The organism is Novosphingobium resinovorum, from assembly GCF_036352595.1.
GTDB classification, from domain to species: domain Bacteria; phylum Pseudomonadota; class Alphaproteobacteria; order Sphingomonadales; family Sphingomonadaceae; genus Novosphingobium; species Novosphingobium resinovorum_B.
The window spans coordinates 1-8,165 of sequence record NZ_JAZFAX010000075.1; the positions used below are offsets into that span (position 1 = coordinate 1).

Here is an 8,165-nt window from a genome sequence, read left to right on the forward strand (position 1 = left end):
CCGCGTCAGTGCCGGCCAGCAATTGGTCGAGGATGTCGTTCGGTATCGAGGGTTCTTTCCGTCGTGACATACTGGGTCTCCTTGTTGCCCATTATGCCTCGCCGCACACGAAATTCCTGACAGTCCCAGGAAACTTCCTCGGCATGCACATCAGCCACGGTGCCGGGCATGACACCATGCTGGATCTCGCCCCATTGGGCGATGCACTGTTCTTCCAGCCAGGCGTTCAACTCAGCCAGATCGCGGAAGCTGGGCATCGGTTGCCACAACCGGCGCCGAGCGTCCTGAACGTTCTTCTCGACCTGTCCCTTCTCCCAGCCTGAAGCCGGATTGCAGAAATCGGTCTCGAACAGATAATGGCTGGCCATGGCGGCAAACCTCGCGTTGACCTGCCGTGCCTTCCCGGTCCCGATCTTGTCGACAGCGGTCCTCATATTGTCGAAGATCCCGCGCTGGGGCACGCCGCCCAGCACCCGGAATGCCTGCGTCAGCGCGTCGAACAGCATCTCATGGGTCTGAAGCAGATAGGCTCGCACGATAAAGGCGCGGCTATGTGCCAGCTTGGTATGAGCGACCTGCAGCTTCGTGGGCTTGCCGCCCAGCACGGCGTAATCCTCGCTCCAGTCGAACTGGAACGCCTCGCCAGGCGGAAAGACCAGAGGCACGAATGTCCCACGCCCGCTGGTCTGATGCTCATACTGCAGTTCGGTTCGCCATCGTCGGGCAAAAGCCGCAACCCGGTTGTAAGAGCCATCATATCCCAGCTTTACCAGATCGGCGTGCAACTGCTTGGCGGTCCGCTTCTGTTTGCGGGATTTCTTGGATTCCACCCGCAGCCAAGCGGTTAGCTTGTCCGCGAAGGGATCGAGTTTGCTGGGCCGCAACGGAACCTTGAAGCTGGGCTCAACCACATCGGAACGCAGATATTTACGGATGGTGTTGCGGGATAGGCCGGTCCGGCGCTTGATCTCCCGAATGGGGATCTTCTGCCGGAAATGCCAACGGCGGATCACACTGAGTAAGTCCATGTTGATCACTCCAAGACCCTCCGACTGGCAGCCGGAGGCGAGGGAAACATGGGTCAATTCTCAATGGTAATTTATACGCCCCCCGGGTCACTTCTCAGTGGCAATCAACATCTTTGCTTTATGGCGTCGCTCTGGGTCGTCCAGCCAGATCTCGGGCAGGTAAAGCTGCCAGGCGATCGGCAAGCTTGCGCCCTCATTGGCTATGGAGAGGCTGACAGCGACTTGGCAGTTATCTTGTTTGCCGAGTTGTCCGCAATATTGACGCGCGACACCGACCGAGTGTTTGCCCTTCTTCGGAAAACCCGTGTCATCGATGATCCAGGACGTGATCGGCCCGCTGCGCTCGATCATCTGTGGCAATACCCAATCTCGGACACGCCTTATCAATGCTTCATCAGACCACGGCGCCTGCCCCACAAAATGCAGTAAAGACTGATGTTTGGCCGAAACACGCGCCGGTGCTGTCACCGCCGCCAGCGGTTCCACGCTCTTGCGTGCCACTGGCATCATCAACCCAATACAATAATCTCGAAGCGGCTCTGCACGATCCGCATGCCCGATGACTTCGGTTAGCGCTTCAACATATCCATCAAACGAGCTTGTCTCGTTCTCGCCGGTCGTCACCATGCCGATCACCCGTCGCTATGAATCGGCAGTCTATCACAATCGATTCGCGAGCGAATCCCCCAGACGGCGAGTTTTGTGACTCAGTAAGATTAGGCACGCGACGACAGACGCCACGAGGTGATCGAATGCGCAAACGAGAGAAGGTAGCCGACCTCATTGCTGGCCAGAATGGGAGCCAGCACCAAACAGCTCGTTCGTTCGCTTGAAGACACCGCTGCCCGCGCCGTCGTGTTGCCGTCATGGAGGCCAATGACGATAATGCCGGTGTCGAACGGCCGTTCATGACGCCGCTCTCGCTGAGGCGGAGAGATCAATCCCCTTCCTGGAAACCTTGTCGGACCGATCGGCTCTATCCCCTTCGATGGTCAGGGTCTTCGTCGGCTCAGTGCGGTGGTGTAAATTGCTCGGGAACGAGTGGAAGACATCGGGGATTAGGTGAATCTGCGAAGGAGAGGAACGATGGCTGCACGTCCCTATTGGAAAGGTCAGATCCGACTGGCGCTGGTCTCCATTCCCGTTGAAATCTATTCGGCGACCAGGAGCGGTGCCACGATCGCGTTCAATCAGATTCATGAGCCCTCGGGCCAGCGCATCAAATACGAAAAGATCGTGCCGGGGATCGGCCCTGTCGACGTCGATGAGATCGTCAAGGGCTTCGAATATGCCAAGGGCGAATATGTCCTGCTCGACGACGACGAGATCGAGGGGGTCAAGTTGGAGAGCAAGAAGACGCTCGAGTTGACCCAGTTCGTCGATAGCCATGACATCGACGCGATCTATTTCGAGAAGCCTTATTATGTTGTGCCGGCCGACGATCTTGCTGAGGAGGCCTTCATCGTCTTGCGCGAGGCGCTCCGCCGTACGCGCAAGATCGGTCTCGGCCAGCTCGCTATGCGCGGGCGGGAATATGTCGTCAGCATCAAGGCTTGCGGGCGCGGCATGGTGATGGAGACGCTGCGCTATGCAGACGAAGTCAACAAGGCGACGAGCTATTTCCGCGAGATCGGCGATACAGATCCGGACGAGGAATTGCTCGACCTCGCCACCACCTTGATCGACAAGAAGACCGGCAAGTTCGATGCAAGGGAGTTTCACGATCGCTATTCCGACGCGCTCAAAGAGCTGATCGAGCGTAAGAAGAAGGGCAAGACGCTTAACATCGAGAGCGATGACAAGGGCAGCGATTCGCGTGGTTCCAACGTCGTCGACCTGATGGCCGCGCTCAAGAACTCGCTCGGCTCATCGGGTGGCGGCTCGTCCAAGGCGGCGGCAAAGAAGACCAGCAAGGCTGCCGCGAAACCGGCCGCCAAGAAGAGTGCGGCCAAGCCGGCCACGAAACCGGCTGCGCGCAAGCGGGCCTGATCCGTGGCGAACAGATCCGACCCGGTGGCGGCGACCGTCGACGACGATGCAGCGTTTGCCGAGGGCGCCATCACGCTGTGGGCCAATCTGCTGACATTGATCGGCACGCACTTGCGAGAAACGGGCACGCCCCGTCAGGACGTGCTCGACATGCTCACCATGCTTCATGAGACCAATGAAGAGACGATCAGGTCGCCGCGCGCACGGGCCGTCGCTTCTCGCCATCTGATGTCGGTTTACCGTGCCCTTGGCGAAACCTGAGCGATCAGGCGTTCGGCCCGAAGCGCCGCCGTTCGGGATCGCGTGCGTAGCGAAAACGGTCCTTGATCAGCTCATTGAAGAAGGTTCCGGCCGAAGCCGCATGGCAGAAGGCCTCGAAGGTCTCGGCCGGCACGTCATAATAGAGATATGTGCCAGTATCGCGAAACGAGATCGAGAGGATGCCGGCATCGTCGTCGAAGCCGATGCGGCTGATCATCGAGGATTGGGAGAAGCGGTGGGCGCGCATATCTGGAGAAGTGCGGATCGCCGCACGCCGTTCCGGTCGTTGCGTCATCTGGAACCCATAAGACGCCAAGGCGACCCTGCCGCACTCACAAATGCTGGAATGGCAGGCTCGTCGTAAGATGGCAGAGGTCAGCGACGATCAGCTCCGCGAGATGGCGCAGCATCGGGGACTAAAGCTAATCAAGTCGCGGCGGCGCAAGCCAGGCACCGGCGACTTCGGAAAATATGGCCTGACCGACGCGGACGGTAAGACACTCCTCGGCATCGGCGACGATGGTCTGACCGCGAGCGCCGACGACATTCAGGACTATCTGCGTAGCAGCGAGCAAAGCACATGGAAGCAGTCGGCCGACGCGACGCCCGACAGACCTGCCTCCAGAGACAAACCCCGCTCGCCCGAGCCCGAGGAGGACGTAGGACCCATCCGCCGTCGGTCAAAACCGGCGTTACGAGATCGTCCAGCGCCGCGTAGACGAGAAGAGCCAGATCCGGCACGGAAACCTTCCACAAAGGCGCATCCAAAGCCTTCACTCCGGCTCGTCCCAAAAGCTGAGCCAGAGCCGGAGCCCCACCCCGATCCTGAGCCTATGCCCGCACCCGAACCGGAGTTGCGTATTCGCGCTGCGACCGCGAACGATGCCGGTTCCCTGGCGGCGTTGCTCGGCCAGCTCAGCGGCGTATCGCTCGATAGCACGGAGGTCGCCGACAATCTCGCGGCGGCCCGACAGGCGAAGGCCGGCATGGTGGTCGCCGAGCTGGGCGATATCGTCGGCTGCTGCGGATGGGCGGTTGTAGCGACTGTCCACCGCGGCCCGATCGGGCGCGTGACAGTGCTCATAGTCGATAAGCGCCATCGTCGTCGCGGCGTCGGAACGGCGATGCTGGCGGCCGCCGAGACCGCGCTGGCGAAGGCCGGCTGCCGTCAAATCGAGGCGATGAGCGACATCACGATCGACAACAGCCATAATTTCTTCCGCTCGCTGAAGTTCGAACAGGCCAGCTATCGATTTGTCCGCATGATCGGCAAAGGGGCGACCGGGGAACGAGTTCGCCACCGTACGAATTAACGGGGTGATCGGAAATCAATATGGCCAGAGCCTTGAGAGCGAACAACACTTCGGCCGACGAGCGCCTCGCAAAATATCGCGAGAAGCGCGACTTTGACCATACGGCCGAGCCGTCGGGCGCAACCGAGCCGACGAGCGGCAACGGGTTCGTCGTCCAGAAGCATGCGGCGTCACGCCTCCACTATGATTTCCGCCTCGAACTGGACGGCACGCTGGTGAGCTGGGCAGTCACGCGCGGGCCGAGCAGCAATCCCGACGACAAGCGCCTCGCGGTCCGCACGGAGGATCACCCGCTCGACTATGCCCGGTTCGAAGGCACTATCCCCAAGGGCGAATATGGCGGCGGCACGGTGATGCTGTGGGACAATGGCACCTGGGAATCGATTCCTGGCAAGGACCCTCGCCAGACGCTGCCCGAAGGTCACCTCCATTTCATTCTTCACGGCCGGCGGATGCAGGGTGAGTGGATCCTCTTTCGTCTGAAGCCGCGCGGCAAGGAAAAGGGCGAGAATTGGATTTTGCGAAAGGTGCAGGATGAATTCGCCGGCGGCTCAGATGATCTGATCGGCACCCATCTCACCAGTGTAGATACCGGGCGCACGATGGAGGAGATTGCCGCCGGTAAAGCCGTGCCGAAACGTAAGGCGAGGGCCAAAGCCCCAGCTGTTGCGGCCGCCAAGCCCAAGACGCGACGCGCCTCACCGGGCGTTCGCCACAATAAATCCGGCGTACTTCCGCCGTTTCAGGCCGTGCAGCTGGCCGCGCTCGTCGATCATGTCCCACCCGGCGACCGCTGGCTGCACGAACTCAAATATGACGGTTATCGAACCCTCATCGCTATCGGTGGCGGCGAAGGGCGTGCCTATACGCGCTCGGGGCTCGACTGGTCCGACCGGTTCGCCGGGCTGATCGCCGAAGCTCTGAAGCTGAACGTCGCCAGCGCGCTGATCGACGGCGAGGCAGTAGTAACCCTCCCCGATGGTCGTACCAGCTTCCAGGCGTTGCAGGCTGCGCTCAAAAGCAACCCCGAGGCGATCGACTATTTCGCGTTCGACCTGCTCGAGCTCGATGGCGAGGACCTGACCCGTCTACCGCTCGCCGAGCGCAAGGAAAAGCTGGCCGCACTGATCGGTGATGGCCAGGGCCGTATCCGCTACTCCGATCATATCGTGGGGAATGGTAAGAAGCTGCTCGCCAGCTTTTGCGGCGCGGGTCTCGAAGGGGTGATCTCGAAGCGTGCCGACGCCAAATATGTCGGCTCGCGCGCGGGGACCTGGCTCAAGACCAAGTGCATCCGCAGGCAGGAATTCGTCATCGTCGGCTGGACGCCGTCGGACAAGCAGCGCGGGTTCCGCTCGCTGCTGCTCGGCGTCAACGAGAACGGCAAGCTGCGCTATGCCGGCAAAGCCGGCACGGGCTTCACGGCCGACGAGATCGAACGGCTGATGGAGATCATGGCGCCGCTCGAACGCAAAGTCCCGACCGTGGACGCGCCCCGGGCCGCCGTGCGCGGCGCGCACTGGATCGAGCCGAAGCTGGTCGCGGAAATCGCCTATGTCGAATTTACCGATGAAGGCGTGCTGCGCCATCCCAGCTATCTTGGCCTGCGCGAGGACAAGAAGCCCGAAGCCGTCGTGATCGAGACCGAGACGCCGGTGGCGGTCGCCACCGCCCCGGCGCGCAGCAGCGTCAAGATCAGTAACCGCGAGCGCGTGATCTTTCCCGAGGGCAAGCTCACCAAGGGCCAGCTTGCCGACTATTATGAGATCGTCGCTCCGATCATGCTCCCTTGGGTTAGCAGCCGGCCGATCAGCCTCGTGCGCTGTCCGCAAGGCCGGTCGAAGAAGTGCTTCTTCCAGAAGCACGACGCCGGCAGCTTCGGCGACGACGTCAAGCAGGTCGGCATCCGCGAGAAGGACGGGCATGACGAGCCCTATCTGTATGTCGACACGCCCGCAGGACTGCTCACCTGCGTCCAGATGGGAACGATCGAATTCCATGGCTGGGGCGCGCGGATCGAAGACGTCGAGAAGGCCGACCGGCTCGTCTTCGATCTCGATCCGGACGAGGGGCTCGACTTCCAGGATGTCGTCTCGGCTGCGTTCCATGTTCAGGATGTGCTCGCCCAGATGGGCCTCACCACCTTCCCGATGGTCACCGGCGGCAAGGGTGTGCATGTCATAGCCCCGCTCACCCCCTCGGCCGAATGGCCCTTGGTGAAGGACTTCGCGCATCGTTTCGCCTTGGCGCTCGCGCAGGCTGAGCCGGCGCGCTTCACCGCGGCGCTGGCGAAGGCCAAGCGAACGGGCAAAATCTTCATCGACTATCTGCGCAATCAGCGCGGCGCGACAGCGGTCATGCCCTACAGCGCGCGCACCCGCGAGTATGCGCCGGTCGCCGTGCCGCTGACCTGGAAGGAATTGCGCGACCTCGACAAGCCATCGCATTGGCATATTGGCGATGGCACGGAAATGGTGAAGCGTGCGGCGTCGAAGAACCTCGCCCATTGGGGCCGCGCCGACCAGATCCTCCCCGACCTGTGATCATCGCGACCTACAATGTGAACGGCGTCAACGGCCGTCTGCCGGTGCTGCTGCGCTGGCTGGCCGAACGCCAGCCCGACATCGTCGTTCTGCAGGAACTGAAGGCACCGCAGGAGAAATTCCCCCTGAGCGCGATCCGCGACCTCGGCTACGACGCGATCTGGCACGGGCAGAAAAGCTGGAACGGCGTCGCCATCCTCAGCCGCGTCGGCGAGATCCACGAGACCCGGCGCGGCCTGCCCGGCGATCCCGACGACAGCCACAGCCGCTACATCGAGGCGGCGGTCAATGGCATCCTCATCGGCGGACTCTATCTCCCCAACGGCAATCCGCGGCCCGGTCCCAAATTCGACTATAAGCTTCGATGGTTCGACCGGCTGATCGACCATGCCGCCGGACTGCTCGAAAGCGGCCTGCCGGTGATGCTGGCGGGCGACTTCAACGTCATGCCGACCGAGCTGGACGTCTACAAGCCTGAGCGCTGGCTTGACGACGCGCTGTTCGCCCCCGAGGTGCGCGCGGCCTATTTCCGGCTGCTCGGCCAGGGCTGGACCGACGCGCTGCGCACGCTCCATCCCGGCGAGACCATCTACACCTTCTGGGACTATTTCCGGAACGCCTATGCCCGCAACGCCGGGCTGCGCATCGACCATCTGCTGCTGAGTCCGGCACTTGCCGACCGCCTCGCCGACGCTCAGGTTGATAGGTATGTGCGCGGCTGGGAGAAGACCAGCGATCATGCACCGGTCTGGATCGAAATTGCCGGCAAGTCGGTACGCCGCCGCAGGTCCGCATCGGCGAGGAAGAACGATGCGTTGCCCTGAAGTTGAAGGGCGTACCCTGTCGGATCTAAGCGAGTGTTCTCATGAGTAGTCCTACTGGCTAAATGTGAGCCTCCCCAATTGTAATTGCTCACGGGGTTGGCAGAAAAGTGTTGCGCGGAGGTCGATTGGCTGATTCACCCTACGGATGCCGCCACCGCCGCTTCATGTTCTGACCGAGGCCGAGAAGAACGAGCTGCTGCTTGCTCA

The 8,165-nt window shown here is 61.7% G+C and carries 6 protein-coding genes and 2 pseudogenes; 5 read left to right on the plus strand and 3 right to left on the minus strand.

Annotated elements, in window-relative coordinates; translation table 11 throughout:
• Positions 1-131: 131 nt before the first annotated feature.
• Both istA and V2S85_RS26470 read right to left on the minus strand, forming a co-directional pair.
• Positions 132-1,028, minus strand: a pseudogene (gene istA, locus V2S85_RS26465) (IS21 family transposase); the annotation flags it as partial.
• A 114-nt stretch (positions 1,029-1,142) separates the two neighbouring features.
• Positions 1,143-1,655, minus strand: a pseudogene (locus V2S85_RS26470) (IS701 family transposase); the annotation flags it as partial.
• Between the two features lie 459 nt (positions 1,656-2,114).
• Between V2S85_RS26470 and V2S85_RS26475 the strand changes: the two are divergent.
• Complete coding sequence (locus V2S85_RS26475) at positions 2,115-3,017, plus strand: Ku protein (RefSeq protein WP_330705775.1); 903 nt, start codon at positions 2,115-2,117, stop codon at positions 3,015-3,017.
• A gap of 24 nt (positions 3,018-3,041) precedes the next feature.
• Positions 3,042-3,278: a hypothetical protein gene (locus V2S85_RS26480; RefSeq protein ID WP_330705776.1), complete on the plus strand. Its 237-nt coding sequence runs from the start codon at positions 3,042-3,044 to the stop codon at positions 3,276-3,278.
• A gap of 4 nt (positions 3,279-3,282) precedes the next feature.
• On the opposite strand, the gene V2S85_RS26485 is transcribed toward V2S85_RS26480, so the two are convergent.
• On the minus strand, positions 3,283-3,573 hold the full coding sequence (locus V2S85_RS26485) for a KTSC domain-containing protein (protein WP_330705777.1): 291 nt from the start codon (positions 3,571-3,573) through the stop codon (positions 3,283-3,285).
• Positions 3,574-3,643: 70 nt separating this feature from the next.
• On the opposite strand from V2S85_RS26485, the gene V2S85_RS26490 reads away from it, so the two are divergent.
• Genes V2S85_RS26490 through xth form a run of 3 tightly spaced genes read left to right on the plus strand, consistent with a single transcriptional unit; the run spans position 3,644 to position 7,958 of the window.
• Positions 3,644-4,591: a GNAT family N-acetyltransferase gene (locus tag V2S85_RS26490; protein WP_330705778.1), complete on the plus strand. Its 948-nt coding sequence runs from the start codon at positions 3,644-3,646 to the stop codon at positions 4,589-4,591.
• A gap of 20 nt (positions 4,592-4,611) precedes the next feature.
• Positions 4,612-7,134 carry a DNA ligase D gene (gene ligD, locus V2S85_RS26495; protein WP_330705779.1) on the plus strand — a complete coding sequence of 841 codons (2,523 nt, stop codon included), beginning with the start codon at positions 4,612-4,614 and terminating at the stop codon, positions 7,132-7,134.
• Positions 7,131-7,958, plus strand: coding sequence for an exodeoxyribonuclease III (gene xth, locus V2S85_RS26500; RefSeq protein ID WP_330705780.1), 828 nt, complete (start codon positions 7,131-7,133; stop codon positions 7,956-7,958). The genes ligD and xth overlap by 4 nt, the downstream gene beginning before the upstream one ends.
• Positions 7,959-8,165: the final 207 nt, after the last annotated feature.